This window comes from Hamadaea flava (assembly GCF_024172085.1).
GTDB classification, from domain to species: domain Bacteria; phylum Actinomycetota; class Actinomycetes; order Mycobacteriales; family Micromonosporaceae; genus Hamadaea; species Hamadaea flava.
The window spans coordinates 1,849,321-1,870,569 of sequence record NZ_JAMZDZ010000001.1; the positions used below are offsets into that span (position 1 = coordinate 1,849,321).

29 protein-coding genes are annotated in these 21,249 nt (G+C 68.9%); 21 read left to right on the top strand and 8 right to left on the bottom strand.

Annotated elements, in window-relative coordinates; all coding sequences use genetic code 11:
* Nucleotides 1–65 precede the first annotated feature (65 nt).
* Both HDA40_RS08800 and HDA40_RS08805 read right to left on the bottom strand, forming a co-directional pair.
* Entirely contained in the window at nucleotides 66–860 is a 795-nt protein-coding gene (locus HDA40_RS08800; RefSeq protein ID WP_253753805.1) for an SDR family NAD(P)-dependent oxidoreductase, read from the bottom strand.
* Nucleotides 861–1,374: 514 nt separating this feature from the next.
* Complete coding sequence (locus HDA40_RS08805; protein WP_253753807.1) at nucleotides 1,375–1,740, bottom strand: hypothetical protein; 366 nt, start codon at nucleotides 1,738–1,740, stop codon at nucleotides 1,375–1,377.
* 175 nt (nucleotides 1,741–1,915) lie between these two features.
* Between HDA40_RS08805 and HDA40_RS08810 the strand changes: the two genes are divergently transcribed.
* On the top strand, nucleotides 1,916–2,383 hold the full coding sequence (locus tag HDA40_RS08810; RefSeq protein WP_253753809.1) for a hypothetical protein: 468 nt from the start codon (nucleotides 1,916–1,918) through the stop codon (nucleotides 2,381–2,383).
* 320 nt (nucleotides 2,384–2,703) lie between these two features.
* Here HDA40_RS08810 and HDA40_RS08815 read toward each other — a convergent pair whose 3' ends face one another.
* Nucleotides 2,704–3,903 (bottom strand): MFS transporter, encoded by a 1,200-nt coding sequence (locus HDA40_RS08815; protein WP_253753811.1) that lies wholly within the window; start codon nucleotides 3,901–3,903, stop codon nucleotides 2,704–2,706.
* 79 nt (nucleotides 3,904–3,982) lie between these two features.
* On the opposite strand from HDA40_RS08815, the gene HDA40_RS08820 reads away from it, so the two are divergent.
* Nucleotides 3,983–4,849, top strand: coding sequence for a LysR family transcriptional regulator (locus tag HDA40_RS08820; RefSeq protein ID WP_253753813.1), 867 nt, complete (start codon nucleotides 3,983–3,985; stop codon nucleotides 4,847–4,849).
* A 103-nt stretch (nucleotides 4,850–4,952) separates the two neighbouring features.
* Here the strand turns inward: HDA40_RS08820 and HDA40_RS08825 are convergent, their stop codons facing one another.
* The gene (locus tag HDA40_RS08825) at nucleotides 4,953–5,204 is read right to left on the bottom strand and encodes a hypothetical protein (protein ID WP_253753815.1); all 252 of its coding nucleotides are present in this window, start codon (nucleotides 5,202–5,204) and stop codon (nucleotides 4,953–4,955) included.
* 32 nt (nucleotides 5,205–5,236) lie between these two features.
* Here HDA40_RS08825 and HDA40_RS08830 point away from each other — a divergent pair, with 32 nt between their 5' ends.
* The 12 genes from HDA40_RS08830 to HDA40_RS08885 all read left to right on the top strand — a co-directional run bounded on the left by HDA40_RS08830 (nucleotide 5,237) and on the right by HDA40_RS08885 (nucleotide 12,873).
* A complete protein-coding gene (locus HDA40_RS08830; RefSeq protein WP_253753817.1) occupies nucleotides 5,237–5,590 on the top strand; it encodes a hypothetical protein in 354 nt (117 codons plus the stop codon).
* Complete coding sequence (locus tag HDA40_RS08835; RefSeq protein WP_275978205.1) at nucleotides 5,587–6,021, top strand: MerR family transcriptional regulator; 435 nt, start codon at nucleotides 5,587–5,589, stop codon at nucleotides 6,019–6,021. Before HDA40_RS08830 ends, HDA40_RS08835 begins: the two co-directional genes overlap by 4 nt.
* Nucleotides 6,018–6,284 (top strand): hypothetical protein, encoded by a 267-nt coding sequence (locus tag HDA40_RS08840; protein ID WP_253753821.1) that lies wholly within the window; start codon nucleotides 6,018–6,020, stop codon nucleotides 6,282–6,284. Before HDA40_RS08835 ends, HDA40_RS08840 begins: the two co-directional genes overlap by 4 nt.
* Nucleotides 6,285–6,306: 22 nt before the next feature.
* A complete protein-coding gene (locus HDA40_RS08845; RefSeq protein WP_253753823.1) occupies nucleotides 6,307–6,639 on the top strand; it encodes a YnfA family protein in 333 nt (110 codons plus the stop codon).
* 293 nt (nucleotides 6,640–6,932) lie between these two features.
* On the top strand, nucleotides 6,933–7,091 hold the full coding sequence (locus tag HDA40_RS08850) for a hypothetical protein (protein ID WP_253753825.1): 159 nt from the start codon (nucleotides 6,933–6,935) through the stop codon (nucleotides 7,089–7,091).
* Between the two features lie 48 nt (nucleotides 7,092–7,139).
* Nucleotides 7,140–7,373 carry a hypothetical protein gene (locus HDA40_RS08855; protein WP_253753827.1) on the top strand — a complete coding sequence of 78 codons (234 nt, stop codon included), beginning with the start codon at nucleotides 7,140–7,142 and terminating at the stop codon, nucleotides 7,371–7,373.
* Nucleotides 7,370–8,581: a M28 family metallopeptidase gene (locus tag HDA40_RS42035; RefSeq protein WP_253753829.1), complete on the top strand. Its 1,212-nt coding sequence runs from the start codon at nucleotides 7,370–7,372 to the stop codon at nucleotides 8,579–8,581. Before HDA40_RS08855 ends, HDA40_RS42035 begins: the two co-directional genes overlap by 4 nt.
* Before the next feature lie 68 nt (nucleotides 8,582–8,649).
* Nucleotides 8,650–8,982, top strand: coding sequence for an ArsR/SmtB family transcription factor (locus tag HDA40_RS08865; protein WP_253753832.1), 333 nt, complete (start codon nucleotides 8,650–8,652; stop codon nucleotides 8,980–8,982).
* Nucleotides 8,979–9,485, top strand: coding sequence for a GNAT family N-acetyltransferase (locus tag HDA40_RS08870; protein WP_253753833.1), 507 nt, complete (start codon nucleotides 8,979–8,981; stop codon nucleotides 9,483–9,485). Before HDA40_RS08865 ends, HDA40_RS08870 begins: the two co-directional genes overlap by 4 nt.
* Before the next feature lie 163 nt (nucleotides 9,486–9,648).
* On the top strand, nucleotides 9,649–11,043 hold the full coding sequence (locus HDA40_RS08875; protein WP_253753835.1) for an FAD-dependent oxidoreductase: 1,395 nt from the start codon (nucleotides 9,649–9,651) through the stop codon (nucleotides 11,041–11,043).
* Between the two features lies 1 nt (nucleotide 11,044).
* Complete coding sequence (locus HDA40_RS08880) at nucleotides 11,045–12,268, top strand: MFS transporter (RefSeq protein WP_253753837.1); 1,224 nt, start codon at nucleotides 11,045–11,047, stop codon at nucleotides 12,266–12,268.
* A 17-nt stretch (nucleotides 12,269–12,285) separates the two neighbouring features.
* The gene (locus tag HDA40_RS08885) at nucleotides 12,286–12,873 is read left to right on the top strand and encodes a hypothetical protein (protein ID WP_253753839.1); all 588 of its coding nucleotides are present in this window, start codon (nucleotides 12,286–12,288) and stop codon (nucleotides 12,871–12,873) included.
* Here HDA40_RS08885 and HDA40_RS08890 read toward each other — a convergent pair.
* Together HDA40_RS08890 and HDA40_RS08895 are read right to left on the bottom strand one after the other, a co-directional pair.
* Nucleotides 12,863–13,519: a permease prefix domain 1-containing protein gene (locus tag HDA40_RS08890; RefSeq protein ID WP_253753841.1), complete on the bottom strand. Its 657-nt coding sequence runs from the start codon at nucleotides 13,517–13,519 to the stop codon at nucleotides 12,863–12,865. The two genes, HDA40_RS08885 and HDA40_RS08890, sit on opposite strands and share 11 nt — an antisense overlap.
* Nucleotides 13,501–13,842, bottom strand: a complete 342-nt coding sequence (locus HDA40_RS08895) for a PadR family transcriptional regulator (RefSeq protein WP_253753842.1) — start codon at nucleotides 13,840–13,842, stop codon at nucleotides 13,501–13,503. Before HDA40_RS08895 ends, HDA40_RS08890 begins: the two co-directional genes overlap by 19 nt.
* Before the next feature lie 79 nt (nucleotides 13,843–13,921).
* Between HDA40_RS08895 and HDA40_RS08900 the strand changes: the two genes are divergently transcribed.
* From HDA40_RS08900 to HDA40_RS08925, 6 genes are all read left to right on the top strand, one after another.
* Complete coding sequence (locus tag HDA40_RS08900) at nucleotides 13,922–14,290, top strand: ArsR/SmtB family transcription factor (RefSeq protein ID WP_253753844.1); 369 nt, start codon at nucleotides 13,922–13,924, stop codon at nucleotides 14,288–14,290.
* Nucleotides 14,291–14,356: 66 nt separating this feature from the next.
* Nucleotides 14,357–15,037 (top strand): arsenate reductase/protein-tyrosine-phosphatase family protein, encoded by a 681-nt coding sequence (locus HDA40_RS08905; RefSeq protein ID WP_253753846.1) that lies wholly within the window; start codon nucleotides 14,357–14,359, stop codon nucleotides 15,035–15,037.
* Nucleotides 15,034–15,798: an aquaporin gene (locus tag HDA40_RS08910; protein ID WP_308197679.1), complete on the top strand. Its 765-nt coding sequence runs from the start codon at nucleotides 15,034–15,036 to the stop codon at nucleotides 15,796–15,798. The genes HDA40_RS08905 and HDA40_RS08910 overlap by 4 nt, the downstream gene beginning before the upstream one ends.
* Nucleotides 15,795–16,466, top strand: coding sequence for an arsenate reductase/protein-tyrosine-phosphatase family protein (locus HDA40_RS08915; protein WP_275978206.1), 672 nt, complete (start codon nucleotides 15,795–15,797; stop codon nucleotides 16,464–16,466). Before HDA40_RS08910 ends, HDA40_RS08915 begins: the two co-directional genes overlap by 4 nt.
* Complete coding sequence (locus HDA40_RS08920; RefSeq protein ID WP_253753848.1) at nucleotides 16,463–16,873, top strand: arsenate reductase ArsC; 411 nt, start codon at nucleotides 16,463–16,465, stop codon at nucleotides 16,871–16,873. The genes HDA40_RS08915 and HDA40_RS08920 overlap by 4 nt, the downstream gene beginning before the upstream one ends.
* A gap of 73 nt (nucleotides 16,874–16,946) precedes the next feature.
* Nucleotides 16,947–18,011, top strand: a complete 1,065-nt coding sequence (locus tag HDA40_RS08925) for an ArsO family NAD(P)H-dependent flavin-containing monooxygenase (RefSeq protein ID WP_253753850.1) — start codon at nucleotides 16,947–16,949, stop codon at nucleotides 18,009–18,011.
* On the opposite strand, the gene HDA40_RS08930 is transcribed toward HDA40_RS08925, so the two are convergent.
* Nucleotides 18,000–19,160 carry a cysteine desulfurase-like protein gene (locus HDA40_RS08930; RefSeq protein WP_253753852.1) on the bottom strand — a complete coding sequence of 387 codons (1,161 nt, stop codon included), beginning with the start codon at nucleotides 19,158–19,160 and terminating at the stop codon, nucleotides 18,000–18,002. The genes HDA40_RS08925 and HDA40_RS08930 overlap by 12 nt on opposite strands.
* A 252-nt stretch (nucleotides 19,161–19,412) precedes the next feature.
* Here HDA40_RS08930 and HDA40_RS08935 point away from each other — a divergent pair, with 252 nt between their 5' ends.
* Nucleotides 19,413–19,841, top strand: coding sequence for a hypothetical protein (locus HDA40_RS08935; RefSeq protein WP_253753854.1), 429 nt, complete (start codon nucleotides 19,413–19,415; stop codon nucleotides 19,839–19,841).
* Nucleotides 19,842–20,567: 726 nt separating this feature from the next.
* Here the strand turns inward: HDA40_RS08935 and HDA40_RS08940 are convergent.
* Nucleotides 20,568–21,194 (bottom strand): TetR/AcrR family transcriptional regulator, encoded by a 627-nt coding sequence (locus HDA40_RS08940; RefSeq protein WP_253753856.1) that lies wholly within the window; start codon nucleotides 21,192–21,194, stop codon nucleotides 20,568–20,570.
* Nucleotides 21,195–21,249: the final 55 nt, after the last annotated feature.

Here is a 21,249-nt window from a genome sequence, read left to right on the forward strand (position 1 = left end):
AGGTGTCGGCGCACGGAGGACGTTGTGGCGGCCCGATGCCGAAGTGATTCCGACGCGTGAGCGGGTCAGGGCAGGATCGCGTCGATGTACCCGCCGTCGACCCGCACCGCACCACCGGTCGTTGCCGAGGACAGCGGTGAGCTGAGATACGTCACAAGATTGGCGATCTCCTCCGGCTCGATCAATCGCTGCAGCAGCGATTGCGGCCGGTGCTGCCTCATGAAAACGCGCTGCGCTTCATCCCAGGGCAGGTCGCGGTCGACGAGCTGGTAGACGAAGTCTTCCACCCCGCCGGTATGCGTGGGCCCCGCGATGACCGAGTTGACCGTAACGCCAGTGCCGGATGCTTCCTTCGCGAACCCTCGGGAAACGGCGAGCAGCGCCGTCTTCGACATACCGTAGTGGATCATCTCGGTCGGGATGACGACCGCCGAGTCGCTGGCGATGTACAGGATCCGCCCCCAACCGCGGCTCGACATGCGGGGTAGGTGATGCCGGGTCAGCCTCACGGCGGCGAGGACGTTGACCTCGAAAAACTGGCGCCACTCCGCGTCGGTGATCTCCAATGCGGGGCGCGATTCGAAGATGCCCAGGTTGTTGACCAGCACGTCCACCTGGGGCAGCGCTTCGGTCGCTGCCGCGAAGCCCTCGTCGGAAGCGACGTCGGCCACCACCGGCACCAGAGCTGCCTCGGGCAACACCATGCGTAACTCGTCGATCGCCCGGTCGACGGATTCGGTCGACCGGCCGTTGACACCGACGCGCGCTCCGGCAGCGGCCAGGCCGCGGACGATGGCGAGGCCGATGCCCTGGGTTGAGCCGGTCACGAGCGCAGTCCTGCCGGCCAGGTCGATCCTCACAGCTCAAGCGTAGTGGCCGGCCAGCACAGCTCGCTCAAGTTGCGGCCGAATCCGACGCCATCGGGTTGTGCGAGTCCAGCCGGCGGGCACGTCGGGTCAGATAGGTCGCCAAAGGTCCAATGGCAGATCAACGCCGTGGCGGCGTGGCAGGCCCAGGAGCGCTTGGCCCGAACTGGACGCGGCCCGCAAGAGTACCGGCGACAAGGCGTACTCATCGACGCCAACCGCCACATACTGCGTTCGCGGGACATCACAACGGTCATCCCGAGCGGAACGATCAGATCGCCAATCGGAAGCGGCGCGGACGCGTCGGCGGCAGGCCGCCGAACTTCGGCCGCGCCGCCTATCGCAAACGCAGCCAGGTCGACGCGGGTTCAACCGGCGAAAGCACTGGCGTGGACTGGCGACCAGCTTCGACAAGGTCGCCAGCCGCTACCGGGCCACACTCGACCTCGTCGTGACGTTGGACAGGCTACGTGCCGTGCCCGACGGTTGCGATCGGCGAACCCTCTCGTCATCGGTGGCGCTCAACGGCAGCGCCAACGGCCAAGCGCGCCGCTGTCAGAAAGGCTGACACGCTCGAATCGACGTCGTGGGAACGGGCGCTGGTCAGCGTGGCCCGGACTCCTGCGCCTTCAAAGACAGACGACAAGCCTCTGCTTGCCACCTGGCTGTTCAGCTCATCGCGAAGGCCAGCAGCGACTGCGGCAGCGAACTCGGCATGAAGCGGGTCAGCGAGGCTGACGAACTCGAACTCGTTTGTCCTGTTCCCGAGCGGCTCGAGGTCGACCACGATCTCGGCATAGAGCGGCCGCGCCCCAGTACTGGGCGAAAGACGTATACGAATGTCAAGCACCGGTCTGCTGAACAGGGATGACATGGTGCGCTCCTGAGGAGTCGGCGACTTCCAGGAGCCAGTCTTCACCGAACGGCAACACCAGACCACGCACCTGGCGCAGAGTCGGCGACATGCCACCGCCAGCGACCAAGGAACCCCGAGACAGAACGTAATGGCCTCCTAACCAGGGCGGGTTAAACGGTGCTTTCATATGTAGATGGCCGACTGGACGGCGTTGGCGCTCGGCGGGGCGGGTCTCGCCATCACCGCCGCCCCCGCGATCAATCGAGCTCGCCGCCGGTATCGGCTCCGGGCCATGCTCAAGCAGGACCTCGAGCTGGTCGCCGTCGCGGAGCAGGTGAAGCTCCAGGGACCGGGTGTCGGGTTGCTCCGGGAATCCATCGGTTCCCGGTTCGTGGAGTTGGTGGAGCATGAACGTCTGGTGCTGCAACGGGCGGGCATACGCCGGACGTGGGTGCGACGCGGCCTGCGGTGGGCGCTGGCGCTCGGTGGAGCGACGCTGGTGAGCTTGGCCGTCGGGCGGGCCCTCACGGGCGTGACCTCGCTGGCGAACACCGGCATCGGCGTCGGTGCGATCGCCGTGCTGTCCGGGCTCGTCACCGCCTTCTTGTCCTGGCGGAGCAGTCGAGCCGAAATGGATCTGTGGCACGAAGCATCCCAATGAGCGGCCCCGATCAAGCCGGACTGCGGGAAGGTCCAGCATTTGCGTAGCAGGTCGAAGTTGGCTCGGCCGGGACATCTGCACTCCAGGTCGAGCTGCGTGGCGTAGCGGCCGACACCCTTGGCGACCTGACCATTGAGGAGCCAGGTCAGTCGGTGCTGATCGTTGTAGGACGCAACCGGCAGGGGCGGTGACACGGGCCAGCCGTCGGCCCGGACCTTCGCCGCACGGGTTAGGCAGTCGTTGCACTCGAGGTAGCGGACCCAGTCGAAAGGGCAACTGCGCCTGGCGGTACGCCACTACCGGCCGCGCGCTCCATGCGATCACATCTGCGCGACGGGGTTGCGCCGTGGCTGGGTGGCGAGCGTGACCAGGAGCGAGGCGGCCGTCAGTGCCGTGCCGAACCAGAACGCCGCGCGTACGCCGGAGGATGAGTGATCAGCGATCAGCCCGCCGATCAGCGCGCCCATGGCGATGGAGGTGTTGTACGCCATGGTGTTCAGCGACATGGCGGCCTCGAACGTGCCGGGCGCGGCGGCGAGCGTCAGGTTGATCTGGCACAGGTTGATGGCGCCGTACGACAGTCCCCATAGGACGACCGCAGCGATCAGGCCGGCGGGCTGGTCTCCGATGATGAGCATCGCGAGGACAGCTACGACGAGCCCAGCGCAGGCGGCGGTGAAGCTGGCGCGCAGGTTCCGGGTCACGGTGTGGCCGGCGATGAAGTTGCCCGCCGCGCCGCCGAGGCCGTAGATGATCAGCAGCGCGGTGACGAAGCCCGGCGTCGCCGAAGCGGTCGTCTCCGCGAACGGCCGGATGAAGGTGTACGCGCCGAAGTGGCCGAGCACGAACAACATCACGATCAGCATCACCTGGCGTAGTTGGGCGTTGTGGCGGGGCAGTCCGAAGACTTCGCGGACCGGGACGGCGTTTGCCGAGGGCAGGGACGGGACGAGGACCGCGACGGAGAGCAGAGCCAACGCGCTCAAGCCGCTCCAGAGCAGGAACGTGGACCGCCAGTCGGTGATGCTTTCCAGGAGTGTGCCCAGCGGGATGCCCACGACCGTGCCGATCGAGATGCCGGACAGGGTGACGGCCGCCGCCCGGCTTGCCCGGTGTTCGGGTACGAGGCGCATCGCCATGCCCACGCCGATGGCCCAGAACACACCGTTGGCGAATCCCATGACCAGCCGGGTCGTCAGTAACAGGGCGAAGGTGGGCGCGATCGAAGTGATCAAGTTGCCCAGCACCAATACTGCGAGCAGTGCGGTCAGCAGTGTGCGCCGGTTGATCCGGCGCGTCCAGGCGACGATGAACGGTACGCCGAGCCCAGCGGACACGCCGTAGAGCGTCACCGTCAGGCCGGCGATGCCCACGGAGACGTTCAGGCTGGTGCTCACCGGGGTGAGCAGGCCCACGGGCATGAGTTCGGTGGTGATGAAGACGAACAGGCTGGCGGTGATGGCGGCGACTCCCAGCCAGCCGCGAGGCGGCGAGGATGGGCGTACGGGGTGGATCGACATGCTCGCAGTCTTGCCGCGTCATGATCCATGAGTCCAACACATGTTTGTCACCGCATCCATCGTGAAGCAAGATGGATCTATGGAGCTGCAGCAGCTGCGCTACGTCGTCGCGGTCGCCGAGACGAACAGTTTCACCCGGGCCGCGCAACAATGCCGGGTGGTGCAGTCCGCGCTCAGCCACCAGATCGCGCGTCTGGAACGCGAACTGGGCGGGAAGCTGTTCGAGCGGACGAGCCGCCGGGTCCGGCTCACCCCCGCCGGGGACGCGTTCCTGCCGGCTGCCCGCCAATGCCTGGAAGCGGCCGACCGTGCGGCAGCGGAGGTCGCCGCCGCCGTCGGCGTCGTACGCGGTCGGCTGGTCATCGGCCTGATCCCGACCATCGCCGCGGTCGACGTCCCCGCCGCCCTGCGCGACTTTCGCCGCCTGCACCCTTCGGTACACGTACGGCTGCGGGTGGACGCCAGCGAGCGACTGATCGACCAGGTGCGCGAAGGCGTCATCGACGTGGCCTTCCTGGGGTTGCCGACCACGGCCGAACCGATCGGCGTCCAAGCGCGCGAACTCGCCACCGATCGGCTGGTCGCCGTTCTCAGCCCCGACCACCCGCTCGCCCGGGAATCAGTGCTCGACCTGCGCAGACTTTCCGGCGAGCCCTTCGTCGACTTCACCGCGGGCACACCCGGGCGCGCCCAGTCCGATCAGGCATTCGCCGCCGCGGGACTCACCCGTGACGTCGCCTTCGAGGTGACCACACCCGACCTCATGGCCCAGCTCGTCGGCCGGAGCCTCGGCGTGGCCTTGCTGCCCTCGGCGTACGCGCCACGGCTTGCCGGGGTGGTGACGGTCGAAATCCGCGACGCTCCTCTGCGCGTCGAGTACGTCGTCTCCCGCCTCCTCAGCCGTACGCCAGCCGCGTCCGCCTTCCTCGCCCTCCTCGAGAGCTGACCCGCCTGGCTGGCGATCCGGCCCGGCACATATTGACGGTGATCGGCATTCTGGCTACGTGGTTTCGGACATGCGACCGGATCCCAAACCCGCCACGGTGTAGTCATGCCAGCGGCACGGCGACGGCACATTGCAGCCCATCCGCGAGCCGTAGCTGCGAATACACACCGACAAGGGTTCGGCTGACCACGGTTTGTCTCGCAGTGATTGGAGAGATGGATCGTTCGCGGGTTCGTTCTTCCGAGATGCCCGTCGAAAGCACGCCGCCCTCACCCCGGAATGCATGGGTCACCTCAACGGCGAGGTTGAGCACGACACGGCGGTGCTGAGCCGGCCACTGGTCGTCGACTTGCATCCGGTACCTGGGTACAGGCTTACCGTGGAGTCATGACGGATCACGTTGCGCCGGCGCCGAACTGGGTGCCCGACGCCTGCACCTTGCCGACCGCCGAGCAGCCATTGCGGCTGGCCGAGTTCGACGCCTTGTTCGCGGCGTCCGTTCGCGGCGGTGAGCGCTTGTCACAGCTCCGCCTTCGGGTCGACCTGTCGGGCGCCCCTGATCTGGAAGCTTCGGTACGCGATCTCGTCGCGCGGGAGTCCCAGTGCTGCGGGTTCTTCACCTTCACCGTCACCGCTCGCGGGGCTGAACGTGTGCAGCTGGATATCGGGGTGCCGGCTGGCCAGGTCGAGGTGCTCGACGCGTTGCAGCGCCGCGCCGACGCGGTTCGTGGTGCGGCATGAGTTCGGGCCTGCGCAGTGGGCAGCTCGCGGAGGCTGCCGGGGTGAACCTGCAGACGCTGCGCTACTACGAACGTCGCGGTCTACTGGCCGAGCCGCAGCGCAGCCCTGGAGGGCATCGCCTCTACCCGGCGGGTGCGCTGACAACGCTGCGGGTGATCAAGACGGCGCAACGGCTCGGGTTCACCCTCGACGAGGTCGCGGATCTCGTCGATTTGGGCACCCATCGACATGGCCGGCGTACGGACAGCAGCTTGCAGCGGCGCGCCGCGACCAAGCTGGCTGAGATCGAGGCCAAGATCGCCGATTTACAGGTCATCGCGGCCAGCTTGCGGGCGGCGTTGGATGCCGGATGTGACGACCTGGCCACCTGTGCCACCAGTGACTGTTGCCCCTTGCCGTTTGCTGACCTTGACCGAGGAGACCACTCGTGACTTCCCCACTCACACAGTTGCGCAAAGTGCTGCCTGGCAGCCTGGGCAGTCTCGCTGGTCTGGCCTGCTTGTTGTGTTGCGCTATTCCATTCCTGTTGGCGGCCGGCGTTCTCGGCGGGGCAGGTTGGGCGGCGCTCGGCCAGATCCTGCCCGGTATCGCGCTCGTCTTGGCAGCCGCTGCCGGGCTCGCATGGTGGTGGGCCCGGCAGCGGCCGGCTCATGCCGCCGGCTGCGCGGGCGGCGACTGCGGCGGTTCGACGTAGGCCGGGCGTTACGCTGCCGATCATGACGGTTACCCGGTCCATCGCGCTGTTCGTGCTCGCGGCGTTGTTCGAGATCGGCGGCGCGTGGCTGGTGTGGCAGGGCTGGCGTGAGCATCGCGGGCTGTGGTTCATCGCCGCCGGCGTGATCGCGCTGGGCGCGTACGGGTTCGTCGCCACCTTCCAGCCCGACGCGAACTTCGGCCGGATCCTGGCCGCATATGGTGGCGTGTTCGTCGCCGGTTCCCTGGCGTGGGGCGTGGTGGTCGACAAGTTCCGGCCCGACCGTTACGACATCATCGGCGCGCTGGTCTGCCTAGTGGGTGTCGCCGTCATCATGTACGCGCCCCGGCACTGACACACCGGCCACCCGGGCCTGATGCCTGCGGTGGATTCGCGTCGGTACGCCGTGCCAGTCGTAGTTCTCCTGCCAGCTCACGGTTTACGGCGGCACAGCGTCGGCGATCCGCCAGCGTGACGCACCGCCGGGACTCGCCCCTAGCTCGGGCGCTAGCCGATGCCGTGCGGCGTCGGGCAGCTTGTCCGCAACCACACAGCTGCTTAGATATCCGTCTAGGTTGACAGAACTCGAAACAGGATGCAGGATTGCCTTGATCTGATTCGAGAAACATCTAGACAAGGAGTAGGCCGATGTTCACGCTTCGCCGCCGCGCCCGCGCCACCGCCACGTCGGTGGGGGCCGAGTTCTGTGAGAGCTGCGCTCAGGTGTGCACGCCGGCGTGCCGGTCGGAGGCGCAGCGGGAGCGGGTGCAGGTTCAGGCCGCTCAGTGGCATCTGAACATCCGCTGACCCAGCCCCCAAGGCCCGTCCCAGTCAACAGATAGAGGGAGTAGTGCGATGACCACGGAGCAGGTTCAGATCGGCGGGTTCGCCGGTGACCTCGCGCAGGCGTTCACCCCGCCTTCGGCAGGCGGCTGCTGCGGCGGCACCGCCACCAGCGCCGCGGCGGCGGAGACGGCCGGGGCGAGCACGTGTTGCGGCACCACCGAATCGGCGACCGCCTCGAACAGCTGCTGCGGCACGGAAGCCAAGGCGGAGGCGGTCGCGTCTGGTGCGGGGTGCTGTTCGTGACCACGAACATCGCGGGGCCGGCGTACGCCGGCCCCGCCCTCGTTCCAGACGTCGACCGGCTCACGAACACGGTGGTGCAGCTGGCGGCGGATGAGTTCACTGGGCGCCGGGTCGGCACGTCCGGGTCGGCGGCCGCGCGGGCGTGGCTTGCCACGCAGCTGCACGCGGCCGGCGCGAGGGTGTCGACGTCGGAGTTCTCGGCCAAGGCGCGGGATGTGTACGCGACACCGGTCCTGGCCGTCGACGACGGCTCCGGCCGGCAGCACCTGGTCCATCGCCGAGATTTCGCCGAGCATCTCGCGTCGGCGGACCTGGCCGAGCCAGTAGAGGCTGTACTCGGCCACGCGTCGGACGCCGACGTGACCGGCCGGTGGGTGCTCGCTCCGGCGTTCACCGTCGAGGCGGCTGTGACGGCGGCGGCTGCGAGGGCGGTCGGGTTGCTGGTGCCGCGCGGCACCGATGACGCGGGCTGGATGCCGAAGTTGATCGCCGGACCGGCGACCTGCCCCCTGCCGGCGCTGTCGCTGCGCGCTGATCTGCATCAGCGGTGGTCCGGCCTGGTCGCGGACGGGCCGGTGCGCGTGACGGCCAGTGTTCCGCTGTCCACCGTGGACGTGATCGGCGTCAACCTCTACGGCGACTTCTCGGACGCGGCCAAGGGTTGGCCGTCGGTACTGCTGACCGCACATTACGACGGCGTCGGCGACGACCCGGGCGTGCGGCTGCCCTCGGCGGCCGATAACGCCTCCGGCGTCGCGGTCGTCCTGGAAGCCGCCCGCCTCGTCGCTCCCCTGCTGCCATCCGGTGCCAGGCTGCAGGTGGCGCTGCTGGATGCCGAGGAGGTCGGCGCGCGTGGCTCCGAGCATCACGCGTTGACGCTGCCGCCCGGCACGTCGGTGATCAACGTTGATGGGGCGGCCGACATGAACGAGGCCGCATCGGTGGAGGCGGCAGGGCCCGCGCTGCCCGTCCTCGAAGCCCTGGACGCGGCGGGACGGCTGACCGGTGTGCCGCTACGCGCGGGGGCGATGGCGTCGGACAACCGCCGCTACGGTGCCGCGGGGCTGCCGGCGGTCGGGATCGGGATGGGCCTGCCCGGCTATCAGACTCCGGCCGAAACCCCTGACCGCGTTCAGCCCGCGACGCTGATCGCCGCGACTCGCCTGGTCGCCCACACCGTCCTACACCTGGTCGGTGACCGCACCTGACCCGCCGTGCCGCGGCCGGCCGTAGTGCGATACGCTTCTATCGTTCATCGGCGATAGACGATAGAGGTGTGCTGGTGGAGCTTCTCGACCGGACGACCGCGACCGAGTACGCGTCCTGGTTCCGCGCGTTGGCCGATCCGAGCCGGGTGCAGCTGGTGGAACTGCTGGCCCGTCGTGGTGAGCCGATGACGGTCGGACAGATCGTGGCGGCGATGGGCCTGGCGCAGTCGACGGTGTCGCAGCATCTGAAGATCCTGGCCGAGGTGAGGTTTGTGCTCGTGGAGGCGGCCGGGACGGCCCGGCTGTATCGGATCAACACCAACTGCGTGTCGTGTTTCCCGAGCGCCGCCGACGTCGTGATGGGCAAGCCGGCCCCGGCACCGACGGGAGCGTGCTCATGACCCAGACCAGCACTGTTGTGGTGCGGCGGATGACCGTCGCGGATGCCGTGGCCGTGCTGCGGATATACCAGGAAGGCCTCGACGCTGGTCTAGCCAGCTTCGAAACCCAGGCTCCGGCATGGGAGGCGTTCGACGCGGGCAAACTACCCGGACATCGGCACGTCGCCGAGCTGGACGGGCAGGTCGTCGGCTGGGTCGCGGTTTCGGCGGTGTCGGCCCGGCCGGTGTACTCCGGGGTTGTCGAACATTCCGTCTACGTCAGCACCGCCGCGCACGGCCGTGGCGCTGGCACGGCCCTACTCCATGCGTTGTTCGCGTCGACCGAGGCGGCGGGGATCTGGACGATCCAGTCCGGGATCTTCCCGGACAACGAGCCGAGCCTGCGCCTGCACCACAAGGCCGGGTTCCGGGTGATCGGCACCCGGGAGAAAGTCGGCCGCCACCCCAGAGACGGCTGGCGGGACGTGCTGCTGATCGAACGCCGCAGCCCCAACATCCACTAGCCGCATGTACGCGCTGCGCCGCACACCGCACACCACTCAGAAGCGAGGGCAACCACCACGTCAGGCTGATTTGACAGATAACTAATTAGCTGACACTCTAAACAGAGCTGGTTCGAAGAATCTCTAAACAACTCGGCCGCGTCGCCGGACAGGAGATACGCCCATGAACACCACCCCGCAGCATCCGGTCGCGGTGATCGGCGCTGGACCGATCGGCCTGGCCGCCGCCGCCCAGCTCGCTACCCGCGGCCTGGACTTCGTCGTCCTGGAAGCCGGCGACACCGTCGCCGCGTCGATCGCCGAATGGGCGCACGTGCGGCTGTTCTCCCCATGGCGGTTCGACACCGATCCCGCCGCCCGCGCTCTCCTCGAGCAGACGGGCTGGACCGCGCCGGACCCGGAGACGCTGCCCACCGGCGGCGACCTGATCTCCGACTATCTCGCTCCCCTCGCCGCGCATCCAGCGATCGCCCCGCACGTGCGGTTCGGTGCGGCGGTGACCGCGATCGCCCGGCAGGGCTTCGACAAGGTACGCACCACCGGCCGCGACGCTTCTCCGTACCTGATCCGCCTGGCCGACGGCACCGAACTGCTCGCCTCCGCCGTGATCGACGCCTCCGGCACCTGGCGCACCCCGAACCCCCTCGGCGGTAACGGCATCTCCGCCCACGGTGAATCCGTCGCGTACGCCGACGGACGGATCCACAACGGGATGCCCGACGTTCACGGCAGGCTGCGTACGCAGTTCGCGGGCAAGACGATTTCGGTCGTCGGCGCGGGACACTCCGCCACCGGCACCCTCCTCGCACTGGCCGAGCTGGCCGACACCGAGCCCGGCACCGCCGTGCACTGGCTGCTGCGGTCCCCCAGCCCCGACCGCGCCTATGGCGGCGGCGCAGCGGACGCGCTACCCGCCCGGGGAGCGATCGGCACCGGCGTACACGCCCTCGTCGACGCCGGAAAGATCACCGTCCACACCGGATTCCTCGTCGCCGAGGTCACCGACCAAGGCCTGGTGTCCGCCGACGGGCGCAAGGTCGACGCTCAGGTGATCGTCAACTCCACCGGCGCCCGCCCCGACCACACCCCGGCGAGCGAACTGCGCCTGGACCTGGACCCGATCCTCGGCTCCACGCGTACGCTCGCCCCGTTGATCGACCCCAACCAGCACTCCTGCGGCACCGTCCCACCCCATGGCGTCGACGAACTGACCCACCCGGAGAAGGACTTCTACGTCATCGGGGCCAAGTCCTACGGCCGCGCCCCCACGTTCCTCCTCGCCACCGGCTACGAGCAGGCCCGCTCGGTCGTCGCCGCCCTGGCCGGAGACTGGGACGCCGCCCGCGACGTCAAGCTCGAACTGCCCGAGACCGGCGTCTGCAGCTCCAGCAACGCCTTCGACAGCGACCAGGAGGACGGCGGGAGCTGCTGCGGCAGCGCTCCCGTCGCGACCGTGGAGGTCAAGCGCGGCCTGGCGACCGGTGTCACCGGCGGCCTGCTGACCCTGCCCCTGGTCGAAGTGGGCGCCAAGGCTTCCGGCGGGTCGTGCTGCGGCTGACATGAGCACCACCCTCACCCCGGCCACCACCCGCACGGGTGGTGGCCGGGCCCGTCCCCGGCGTCTGGTCGCGGTGTTCGCGGTGACCCAGACCATCGGCTACGGCGTGCTCTACTACACGTTCTCCGTCCTGCTCGCACCGATCGCGGCCGATCTGCACAGCACCGCCGCCCACGTCACCATCGCGTTGACCGTCTCGGTGCTGGCCGCTGCGGGCGCGGCGATCCCGGTCGGCCGATGGCTGGACCGCCACGGCGGACGCGCGCTGATGACCGCCGGCTCCCTGCTCGGCGTACTCGCGGTCGCCGCCTGGTCCCAGGTCCGCACCCTCACCCAGTTGTACGCGGTGTTCGCCGCGATCGGTCTGGCGAGCGCGATGAGTCTCTACGACGCCGCGTTCAGCGTCCTGATCGCCGTCACCGACCCCGCACACCGCGACGGATCGTTGCTCGCGGTCACCGTCGTGGCCGGATTCGCCAGCAGCATCTTCTTCCCCCTCACCGCCGCGCTCACCGAGGCGCTCGGCTGGCGTACCGCCCTGCTTGCGCTCGCCGGGCTGCTCGCCGCCACCGCGGTGCCCGCGCACCTGGCCGCTGTCCCGAGCCGTAGCGTTCACGCCGCCCGAGCCCGCAATCGTCACGGGCGAAGCGCCCGCGAAGCGTTCCGCGACAACGGTTTCTGGCTCCTCGCGGCTGCGTTCGTCCTGCACACCGCCGCAGTGTCCAGCGTGAGCGTGCTCCTGGTCATCTACCTGCGCCAAGCCGGGCATCCGGCGACCGTCGCGGCCAGTCTCGCCGGGCTGCTCGGCGTCCTTTCCGTCACCGGACGGCTCACCACCACCGCCTTGGCCCGGCGGCACGGCATGACCACTGTCACCGCGGCGATCTTCACCGTCCAAGCCTTCGGCGCCGCGGCACTGCCCTACCTCGGCCCGAGCCTCGCCGGAGCCGCCGCCTGTGTCATCGCGTTCGGTATCGGCTTCGGCGTCGCCACCATCGCACGGCCGGCGATCGTCGCCCACCGCTACGGCACAGCCCGCTACGCCACCATCGCCGCCAGCCTCACCCTGCCCACCACCCTCGCCAAAGCCGGCGCACCCCTGACCGCAGCCCTGCTCACCCCCGCCCGAGCCCTGCCCCTGGCCGGGTTGTTCTGCCTCATCTCGGCTGCACTGTTGTACGCGGCAGGACGACGGCCACCAGGATCCACTCACACAAAGCAGTAGCGATACTATATGTAGCGTTGCTACTGTTATTGGTGGAGGTGATGCTCATGCTCGCCGACGACGTTCTCGGGGTGACGATCCCCGACGCCGGACCGGTCTTCGCCACCGCCCTGGCAATCCACATCGGTGCCGGGCTGACCTGCGTGATCACCGGCGCGCTCGCCGCGACCGCCCGCAAACGCCCCGGCCGCCATCCCGCCGCAGGCCGGGTCTACCTATGGGGGTTGGCCGTGGTGTTCGCGACCGCGACCGTGTTGTCCGTGAAACGCTGGCGGCAGGACGCCCACCTGTTCGCGATCGGGCTGGTCGCGTTCACCTTGGGCCTGTTCGGCTGGCAGATGCGCCGCCGCCGGCCCGCAGGCTGGCCACGGTGGCATGCGATCGGCATGGGCGGCTCCTACATCGCCCTGCTCACCGCGTTCTATGTGGACAACGGCCCGCAACTGCCGCTATGGAAACTGTTGCCCACGTGGGCCTTCTGGATACTGCCCACCGTGATCGGTGTACCGCTGATCCGGTCGGCACTGCGCCGCTACCGCCGCGGTGTCAGCACCCAGCCCCGCCGACCGGCAGGGCGCACAGGAGCGGGCACCCTCAGTTCGTAGCCGCCCGGAGGCGGGTCAGCCGCACGGCCGCCACCGCGACCGCGGTCAGCCGCAACCCGCTGACGAGCGCCGCGATGGCCACGGCTCCGGGCAGGCCTGCTGCGGCCGCGTAGGCGAGCAGCAGCGTGTCACCGGCGGCGCAGGCTGCCAGCGCGACCAGCGCCACAGGAACGCTGAACCCGGCCGGCAGCCAGGACGGCGCGTGCATGCCCGCCGCGCTGACCGCTGTGATCGCGCAGGGTATCGCCACAGCAAGGACGACGACCATGAGGGGCGCGGCCGTTAGGACGTGGCCGACCCGGGCCAATGCGTCCCCCGGGCCGCCGAGTGTGGCGACCCACACGGTGCCGACCAACGGGCCGGTCAGAACCAGTCCGATACCGGCGTGCCGGGAACGTGTGACAGCGATTTGGCGCAGCACGCTGCGCGCGATGTCTTCGGGCGGGCCGAATTCGGCGACCGCGCGTGTCGCCGCATCGGGCGGACTGACGCCGACCCGGACGTGGGTTTCGATCGCGCAGCACAAACCGTCGGCGACCTCGTCGACGAGCGCATCGCGGATCGCACGCCGCACAGGCAGAGCCCGGCGCAGGTCGGCCAGGTACGCCGCGGTCGGCGCAAGGCGGGTCAGGTCGCCGGGATCCATGCCTGCCGCCCGCCCAGAACCGCTCCGACCGCGTCGGCGAACGTCTCCCAGGTCGCACGCTGCTCTGTCAGCGCCTTCTGTCCGGCCGTCGTCAGCTGATACGTGCGGCGCTTGCGGCCCTGCCCGTCCGACCAGGCGCCGGCGATCAAACCGAGATCTTCCAGGCGATGCAGCGCTGGGTAGACTGTTCCGGTCGGCAGGTCGAACGCGCCGCCGCTGGCCTGCCGCAGCCTGTCCACGACCGCGTACCCGTGCGCGGGTCCGGCCTCCAGCACCGCCAGGAGTAGACCGTCGAGGTGGCCTTTCAACGCCTCCGCCCTCATACGTAGCAATGCTATACCTATCTGTGGCGGCCACCACCTGCCCTTTGCCATCATGTTCGACATCTGTCAAACTAGAGGCATGTCGAAACAGTTGCTGCCGCTGATCGAGATCGCCGACGACGGCACCTGCTGCGCGCCCCTGGCGGCACAGGCGGTCGACGCGCACGCCGCCGGCGAACTCGCCCCCGCGTTCAAGGCCCTCGGCGACCCGGTCCGGCTGCAGCTGATGTCGATGATCGCCTCGGCCGACGGCGGCGAGGCCTGCGTCTGCGACCTGACCCCTGCGTTCGACCTGTCCGGGCCGACGATCTCCCACCACCTCAAGACGCTGCGCGAAGCCGGACTGGTCTCCTCCGAACGGCGCGGCACCTGGGTCTACTACCGGGCCGACCGCGCCAAGCTCGGCGCCCTGTCCGCCCTCCTCGACGTCGCGACCCCGATCGCCTGACCGCCCGAGACCACTCCCCGGCCATTGCCTTGACACCACGTCATTGCCTCAGTAGTTTTTGAGGCAATGAACGCTGACGCTTTTTCTGTCGAGGCACGGGCGAAGATCCACGCCGCACTCGGTGACGCGGCCCGCCTGGCCATCGCCGACATCCTCGCCACCGGCGATGCGTCCCCCGGCGAGATCGGCGCCCACCTGGGCATGCCCACCAACCTGGTCGCCCACCACCTCGGTGTGCTCGCCGACGCCGGAGTGATCGACCGCCGCCGCTCCGAGCACGACCGACGCCGCAGCTACCTGCAACTGCGGCCCGCCGCGATGGCCGCACTGAACCCGCCTCGTGTTCACGCGCCACGGCGGGTGGTGTTCGTGTGCACCCGCAACTCCGCCCGTTCGCAGTTGGCCGCGGCGCTCTGGGGCCAGCACAGCCCGATCCCCGTCACGTCGGCCGGCACCGAACCGGCCACCCGCGCCAACCCCCGCGCCGTACGCACGGCCAAGCGCCATGGGCTGCGGATCGACCCGGCCGCGACGCATCACCTGGACGAGGTCAGCGCCGACGGGGACCTGCTGATCGCCGTCTGCGATCACGTCCACGAAACCCTGCCCACCGAACAGACCCGGCTGCACTGGTCGGTTCCCGACCCGGTCCCGGTCGACACCGACGACGCGTTCGAAGCCGCCTACATCGATCTGGCCGACCGCATCGAACGGCTGATCCCCACGATCGAGGAGCATCACCCGTGAGCACCATCCGGCCGATTCAGCCCCGACGGCTGATCGCCGAATATCTCGGCACATTGCTACTCGTCGTCGCCGTCGTCGGCTCCGGGATCATGGCCGTCACCCTGTCCCCGGACGACGTCGGCCTGCAGTTGCTGGAGAACTCGATCGCCACCATGCTCGCCCTGGCCGTACTCATCCTGATCCTCGGCCCCGTGTCCGGCGCACATTTCAACCCGGTCGTCACCCTTGCCGACTGGTGGCTGCACCGCCGCGACGACGACACGATCGGCCTGGCCGAGGTGGTCGGATATGTTGGCGCGCAGGTGCTCGGTGCGATCAGTGGCGCGGTCCTCGCGAACCTCATGTTCGGTCTCGACGCGGTGTCATGGTCGGTCACCGCGCGTACGACGCCGCACCTGTGGATCGGTGAAACCGTGGCCACCGGCGGGCTGATCCTGCTCATCTTCGGTCTCGTGCGTACCCACCGCACCCGATACGCCCCGGCCGCCGTCGGCGCATACATCGGCGCAGCCTACTGGTTCACCAGCTCCACCAGCTTTGCCAACCCGGCCGTCACCGTCGGCCGCGCCTTCACCGACACCTTCGCCGGGATCAGCCCCGCCTCCGTGCTCGCGTTCATCGCCTTCCAGATCATCGGTGCGATCGCGGGCCTCGCTCTGGTGGCTGTGTTGTATCCACGACCGCAGACCGTCACCGGCGATATCGCCACCATCGAACCCGCCACCACTTCCGAGCGTGTACCCGCCAGGAGCAGGACATGACCGAACCCGCCGGCTGGCAGATGCCCACCCTGATCAGCCCCGAAGCCACCCTCGCCCGCGCCGCCGAACAACTTGCCGACAAATACAAAGGCGTGTTCTCCCTGGAGACGATCCTGCGTTACCTCGACGAGTCCTACACCCTCCTGGCAGCGACCGCGAAGGTCACCGGCCACCTGCCCAACCTCGCCGTGCACTTCGCCACCGACCGCCTCGCCGCCATCGCCAAGAACGACGGCTCGGTCATCACCGGCATCCCCGAGGTGCTGTTCGTCTGCGTCCACAACGCCGGCCGCTCCCAAATGGCCGCCGCACTGCTCGACCACCACGCCGCAGGCCAGGTGCACGTCCGATCAGCCGGGTCCACCCCCGCCGCCGAGATCAGCCCCGCCGTGGTCGCCGCACTCGCCGAAGTCGGCGTCGACGTGACCAAGGACTTCCCCAAACCGCTCACCGACGAAGTCGTCCGCGCCTCCGATGTGGTGGTGCTGATGGGCTGCGGCGACGCCTGCCCCATCTACCCCGGCAAGCGCTACCTCGACTGGGACCTGCCCGACCCAGCAAGCCTGCCCATCGGCCAAGTCCGTCCCATCCGCGACGAGATCGACCGCCGCGTCCGCGTACTTCTCACCGAGCTGACTGATCAAGGCAAGGAGAGCACCACCCCATGAGCACCGACAAACCGAGCGTGCTGTTCGTCTGCGTCCACAACGCCGGCCGCTCGCAGATGGCCGCCGGCTGGCTGCGGCACCTGGCCGGCGACACCGTCGAGGTCCGCTCCGCCGGCTCCGCACCCGCAGACCAGATCAACCCCGTCGCCGTCGCAGCGATGGCCGAGGTCGGCATCGACATCACCGACCAGAAACCCAAGATCCTCACCCCGGAAGCATCAGAGGCGTCCAATGTGGTCATCACCATGGGCTGCGGCGACGTCTGCCCCTACTTCCCCGGCCAAACCCACCTCGACTGGGAACTCGACGACCCAGCCGGCCAAGGCATCCAAGCCGTACGCCCCATCCGCGACGAGATTCGCAAACGCGTCGAAGCGTTGATGACCGAACTACTGCCGTCGGCGTGACCGCACGTGACGCCTTCCAAAGCCGCTGCGGCGGCCACGGAAACGGTCTGAACAGGAACCACAGTTGCTGAAAATGAACACCCGCCCCCGCCATCACGATGTCCTGGTCATCGGCGGCGGACAAGCCGGCCTCGCGGCCGGGTTCTACCTGCGACGGCACGCCATCGACTTCACCATCCTCGACGCCGGCCACACCCCGGGCGGGCAGTGGCCACACAGCTGGGATTCGCTGCGGCTGTTCTCCCCGGCCCAGTTCAGCTCCCTGCCCGGCTGGCCCATGCCGCCGGTCGCCGGATACCCCGACGCCGCACACGTCGTGGACTACCTGACCCGCTACGAACACCGCTACCAGCTGCCCATCCATCGCAGCACACGCGTGGCCGCGGTCCGACGCGACGACGACGGCTTCCTGGTCGACACCAGCAGCGGACCGTGGACCGCCCGGATAGTGGTCAGCGCCACCGGCACCTGGTGGCGGCCCTTCCTCCCAGCCCTGGCACGTGGCAGCGCGTATGCCGGCGCGCAGTTGCACACCGCCGAATACCGCAAACCGCAGGACTTCACCGGCCAGCGCGTCACCGTGGTGGGCGGCGGCAACTCCGGCGCCCAGATCGCCGCCGACCTCACCGGCCACGCCGCCGAGGTCCGCTGGTGCACGCTGCGGCCGCCTCGGTTTCTACCCGACGACGTCGACGGCCGGATCCTGTTCCAGCTGGCCAACCGCCGCTACCGCGCCCTGCAAGCCGGACAGCCGACGCCGGCCGGGATCGGCGAACTCGGCGACATCGTCGCGGTGGAGGCCGTCCGCGCCGCCCGGGACGGCGGACACCGCACCGCCTGGCCGATGTTCACCAGCCTCGGCACCGACGGACCCCGCTGGGCCGACGGTTCCGCCTGGGCGTGTGACGCGGTCGTCTGGGCCACCGGATTCCGGCCCGCCCTCGCACATCTGGCCCCGCTGAAACTGTCCCGCGAACACGGGCACCCTGTCACCGACGGCACTCGAAGTGTCGACGAACCGCGGCTGCATCTGCTCGGCTACGGCGACTGGACCGGCCCCGCCTCAGCCACCCTGATCGGGGTAGGCCCAGCTGCCCGCACCATGGCCACCCAGATCGCCGCGACCCTAGACCAGTGACCGCAGCGCCGTCAGCGTCGCGTCGACGTCGGCTTCGCTGTGATAGTGCAGGAACCCCACCCGCACCGCCCCACCGGTGATGCCGAGGGCGTCGAACACCGCCGGCGCGTGGAACATGCCCGCACCGGCCGCGATCCCCCGGCTGGCCAAGGCTTTCGCGACCTCGACCGGGGCGTGGCCCGGCACGGTGAGCGCGAACGTCGCGGTACGGCCGTCCATCGCCGGAAGGCCGTGCAACCGGATCCCGTCCGGCAGACCATCGAGGAACCGCTGCCCGAGCCGCCGTTCGTGATCGACGATCGCGGCCCAGCCGACGCTGTCGACATATTCGAGGGCGGCGACCAAGCCGGCGAGGGCTTCGAACGCCAGGGTGCCGTGCTCGAATCGGGCCGCGCCCGGCGCGGCAACGGCGTGGGCCGCCTGATGCGGCCGCCACCGGTCGGCGACCCGCTCACGGACGTAGAACAGACCAAGGTGCGGGCCGAAGAACTTGTACGCCGAGCAGATCGCCACATCCACCCCCAGCTCGCCGACCACGGTCGGGAAGTGCGGTGCCCAGTGAGTGGCGTCGGCCCAGGCGATCGCCCCAGCCGCGTGCGCCAGCTGGACGACGGCAGCCACGTCTACCGCAGTGCCGGTCGCGTTGTTGGCGTACGGGAACGCCACGATCCGCGTCCGCTGCCCGATCGCCGCGGCAAGGGCGACCATGTCGAGCCGGCCGTCACCGTCGAGACCCACTGTCTTCACGACCAGACCCCGGTCGGCGGCGGCCTGCGTCCACGGGGCGATGTTCGCATCATGATCCAGGGCGGTGACCACAATCTCATCGCCCGCGACCACATCCCGGGTCGCCGCCCGCGACAGGTTGAAGTTCACCGAGGTCGCGTTGAACCCGAATCCCACCTCCGCCGGCGATGCGGCGCCCAGGAACGCGGCCGCCGCCGCCCGTGCCCCCGCGACCAGATCACCGGTCGCCTCGCTGGCAGCGAACACCCCACCCAGATTCGCGTTACTGGCCGACAGATATCCGGTGATCGCGTCGAGCACCGGCTGCGGAGTCTGCGAACCACCCGGCCCGTCCAGACGGATCACCCCATTGGCGAACGCCGGGAAAAACACACGCACCGACTCGATCGGCAGCGCACCCATAACCCACACCTTTACCTCGATAGTCTTCAAAACAGCCGTCCGGCAGCGTCCCGCAGGCCACTATCACCTGTCAACCTAGACAGATGTCGAATCAGCGGTGGACCCGCACCACGGGGCGCACCGGCGCTCCCACCCCTCACTGCGGCGGACCAGGCCGGTCGGTCTGGGGACCGCCGTCCGTAGGATCGCGGTCGGCCAGAGATCGCGCGACGATTGCCCTAGCAGCCACTCGCCCCTCGGTGGAGGTGTGCGATGACTGGTGCGGACACGCAGGTGGAGCAGCCTGATCTATTGGGTTGGTGGATCGGTGCGAACGGTCCGGGTCGGCGGACGCGCATCCCCCGGCGGACCGCTCCGAGCACGGTGCTCAGGTTCACGTTCTACGGCTGCGACTCCACCAAGGACTTTCAGGACCGTCTGTCATCGGGCCGGCGGCAACGGGACTTCGCCGGCGAGCTGATCGCCGGGCGGGGCATGATCGTGGCGGAGTTCTTCGACGTCGGTGTCTCCCGGCGCACACCGTGGCATCTTCGCCCGCAGGCCGGCCACCTGCACGGAGCGCTCCCCCAGCCTGGTCGGGGGTTTGATGCGATCGTGGTGGGCGAGTTCGAGCGGGCGTTCTACGCCGGCCAGTACGCACAGCTGGCGCCGGTGTTCGCCGCGCATGGTGTGCGGTTGTGACTGCCGGAGCTCGACGGGCCGGTCGATCCGGCCAATGAGTTGCACATGTAGCTATTGTCGTCGCTGCTCGGGGTGCATTCGAGGCGTGAGGTTCAGCGGGCGCAGCTTCGAGCGAAGGCAGCCATGCGTGCCCAGGCGGCGACGCAAGGGCGACATCTGGGTGGGCGGGCGGTGATATCGGGATACCTGACCGATCATGAGGTCGCCGTCCGCTGCGGTTTCTACACCTGGCAACTGGAGGTTGACGGCGAGTGGGTCTTCGGCGGGTGGCCGCCGCGGCTAGCCCGGGTCGACAACGGCCGCCGGCGACGTCCCCGGAAAGCACAAGACCGCCGTCTTATCGGACAGCGTCGATGCATTTCGGCGGGGGTTCAACGTCCGAGATACAAACCAATACCCAACCGGGCCCGACGCTGTCCACATCGATCCCATTGCTGTAGCAGCTGATCATTCGGCGGCGTTCTGGTCTCGACCCCTTCGCAGGTGGAACGGACTGGGCGCCGCCCCTCAGTCGGTAGATCGTATCGACATGGCTTGACAGTGTCGAAGCAGCTGCGTGGCCCGTTCGGCAGTCAGCTTCGAGCGTTGGGAACCTCATTGACCCACCAACTCATGATCGCCGCTGTGGCAGACGGTGGGGTCGTCGCCGGTACGCACGGCCCGTGCTAGCGGATGCCAACGCCTGCACCGTTCGACGAAGCCTTGCTAGACACAGCCTCTAGTGAGCTATTGGAGTAGCAGGCGCGCGAGGGTGTCGGCGGCCCACTCGGTCCATTCCTCGTTGCTCCAGCCCCGGTCGCGGGTGAGGAGCAGAAAGGTTTCCGGCGTCATGATCGCGAGCGCGGTGTCGGCGGCGCGCAGCGGGCTGACGCCGGGACGAAGGCTGCCCTTGGCGGCGAGCGCTCCAGTGAACACGGCTAGGACGGTGTGGCGCTGGGTGATGTTGGTGCGCCAGATTTCGGCGATCTCCGGGTCGGTGGCGGCGGCGGATCGTACGACTTCCAGTACCGCCGCGACTCGGGAGTGGATCTCGGCGGTCTTCACCGCGAGTAGGCGCAGCATCTCGGCGGATGGGGCGGCTAGGGCTTCGTCGGCCCAGGGTCGTTCGAGGGACGCGATCGGCAGGGTGTCGCCGGCGATCTCGATGTCAAGGAGTTCTTTGAGGATCGCGCGTTTGGTGTCGAAGGTGAAGTAGAGCGTCTGCACGGCGACGCCAGCTTCGGCGGCGATCGCCTGCATCGTCGTGGCCGTGTAGCCGCCTTCAGTGAACAGCTTGCGGGCCGCCTTCAACATGCGTTCGCGGGTGGCGGCCGCCTTCGCCGCGCGCACTCCGGTCTTCGGGCTGCCGGTCATGGGTGACTCTCCTCACGTTGACTAGAGCTTCACTCTAGCGCAATTCTCACTGAAG

Excerpts from the sequence above, each read along its gene's own strand:
- HDA40_RS08890 (WP_253753841.1), bottom strand. The coding sequence starts at position 13,519 with ATGGATCCCGGCGACCTGACCCGCCTTGCGCCGACCGCGGCGTACCTG.
- HDA40_RS08905 (WP_253753846.1), top strand. The coding sequence starts at position 14,357 with ATGAACGCTGACGCTTTTTCTGTCGAGGCACGGGCGAAGATCCACGCC.
- HDA40_RS08830 (WP_253753817.1), top strand. The coding sequence starts at position 5,237 with ATGACGGATCACGTTGCGCCGGCGCCGAACTGGGTGCCCGACGCCTGC.
- HDA40_RS08900 (WP_253753844.1), top strand. The coding sequence starts at position 13,922 with ATGTCGAAACAGTTGCTGCCGCTGATCGAGATCGCCGACGACGGCACC.
- HDA40_RS08835 (WP_275978205.1), top strand. The coding sequence starts at position 5,587 with ATGAGTTCGGGCCTGCGCAGTGGGCAGCTCGCGGAGGCTGCCGGGGTG.
- HDA40_RS08930 (WP_253753852.1), bottom strand. The coding sequence starts at position 19,160 with ATGGGTGCGCTGCCGATCGAGTCGGTGCGTGTGTTTTTCCCGGCGTTC.
- HDA40_RS08855 (WP_253753827.1), top strand. The coding sequence starts at position 7,140 with ATGACCACGGAGCAGGTTCAGATCGGCGGGTTCGCCGGTGACCTCGCG.
- HDA40_RS08880 (WP_253753837.1), top strand. The coding sequence starts at position 11,045 with ATGAGCACCACCCTCACCCCGGCCACCACCCGCACGGGTGGTGGCCGG.
- HDA40_RS08920 (WP_253753848.1), top strand. The coding sequence starts at position 16,463 with ATGAGCACCGACAAACCGAGCGTGCTGTTCGTCTGCGTCCACAACGCC.
- HDA40_RS08820 (WP_253753813.1), top strand. The coding sequence starts at position 3,983 with ATGGAGCTGCAGCAGCTGCGCTACGTCGTCGCGGTCGCCGAGACGAAC.
- HDA40_RS08845 (WP_253753823.1), top strand. The coding sequence starts at position 6,307 with ATGACGGTTACCCGGTCCATCGCGCTGTTCGTGCTCGCGGCGTTGTTC.
- HDA40_RS08825 (WP_253753815.1), bottom strand. The coding sequence starts at position 5,204 with ATGCAAGTCGACGACCAGTGGCCGGCTCAGCACCGCCGTGTCGTGCTC.
- HDA40_RS08805 (WP_253753807.1), bottom strand. The coding sequence starts at position 1,740 with ATGTCATCCCTGTTCAGCAGACCGGTGCTTGACATTCGTATACGTCTT.
- HDA40_RS08935 (WP_253753854.1), top strand. The coding sequence starts at position 19,413 with ATGACTGGTGCGGACACGCAGGTGGAGCAGCCTGATCTATTGGGTTGG.
- HDA40_RS08915 (WP_275978206.1), top strand. The coding sequence starts at position 15,795 with ATGACCGAACCCGCCGGCTGGCAGATGCCCACCCTGATCAGCCCCGAA.
- HDA40_RS08870 (WP_253753833.1), top strand. The coding sequence starts at position 8,979 with ATGACCCAGACCAGCACTGTTGTGGTGCGGCGGATGACCGTCGCGGAT.
- HDA40_RS08810 (WP_253753809.1), top strand. The coding sequence starts at position 1,916 with ATGGCCGACTGGACGGCGTTGGCGCTCGGCGGGGCGGGTCTCGCCATC.
- HDA40_RS08815 (WP_253753811.1), bottom strand. The coding sequence starts at position 3,903 with ATGTCGATCCACCCCGTACGCCCATCCTCGCCGCCTCGCGGCTGGCTG.
- HDA40_RS08850 (WP_253753825.1), top strand. The coding sequence starts at position 6,933 with ATGTTCACGCTTCGCCGCCGCGCCCGCGCCACCGCCACGTCGGTGGGG.
- HDA40_RS08940 (WP_253753856.1), bottom strand. The coding sequence starts at position 21,194 with ATGACCGGCAGCCCGAAGACCGGAGTGCGCGCGGCGAAGGCGGCCGCC.
- HDA40_RS08895 (WP_253753842.1), bottom strand. The coding sequence starts at position 13,842 with ATGAGGGCGGAGGCGTTGAAAGGCCACCTCGACGGTCTACTCCTGGCG.
- HDA40_RS08875 (WP_253753835.1), top strand. The coding sequence starts at position 9,649 with ATGAACACCACCCCGCAGCATCCGGTCGCGGTGATCGGCGCTGGACCG.
- HDA40_RS08925 (WP_253753850.1), top strand. The coding sequence starts at position 16,947 with ATGAACACCCGCCCCCGCCATCACGATGTCCTGGTCATCGGCGGCGGA.